Annotated in this window: 1 protein-coding gene; it reads right to left on the bottom strand. The window is 71.7% G+C overall.

The genetic code is table 11. The features are described 5' to 3' along the window. On the bottom strand, positions 1 to 219 hold a 219-nt coding region (locus tag AC5RWT_RS38255; protein ID WP_494084739.1), incomplete at both ends, for an HNH endonuclease signature motif containing protein.

Here is a 219-nt window from a genome sequence, read left to right on the forward strand (position 1 = left end):
CCAGCCGGCCCGGGTTTTCAGCCCGTGGTGGGTCTCGCACGGCGGGCCCAGGTTCCCGGCGTCCGTTTCACCTTTGGCGCCGTCGGCGCGGAACGCCCGGGTGTGGTCGATCTGGCAGGCCTTGCCGTGTTTGCGGCAGCCGGCAAACGGACACACCTCGTCCCGTTTCCGCACCATCCGGGCCAGATCCGCCGGCGGCCGGTACCGGGTCCTGCCGTA

This window comes from Arthrobacter sp. Dra40 (assembly GCF_059091905.1).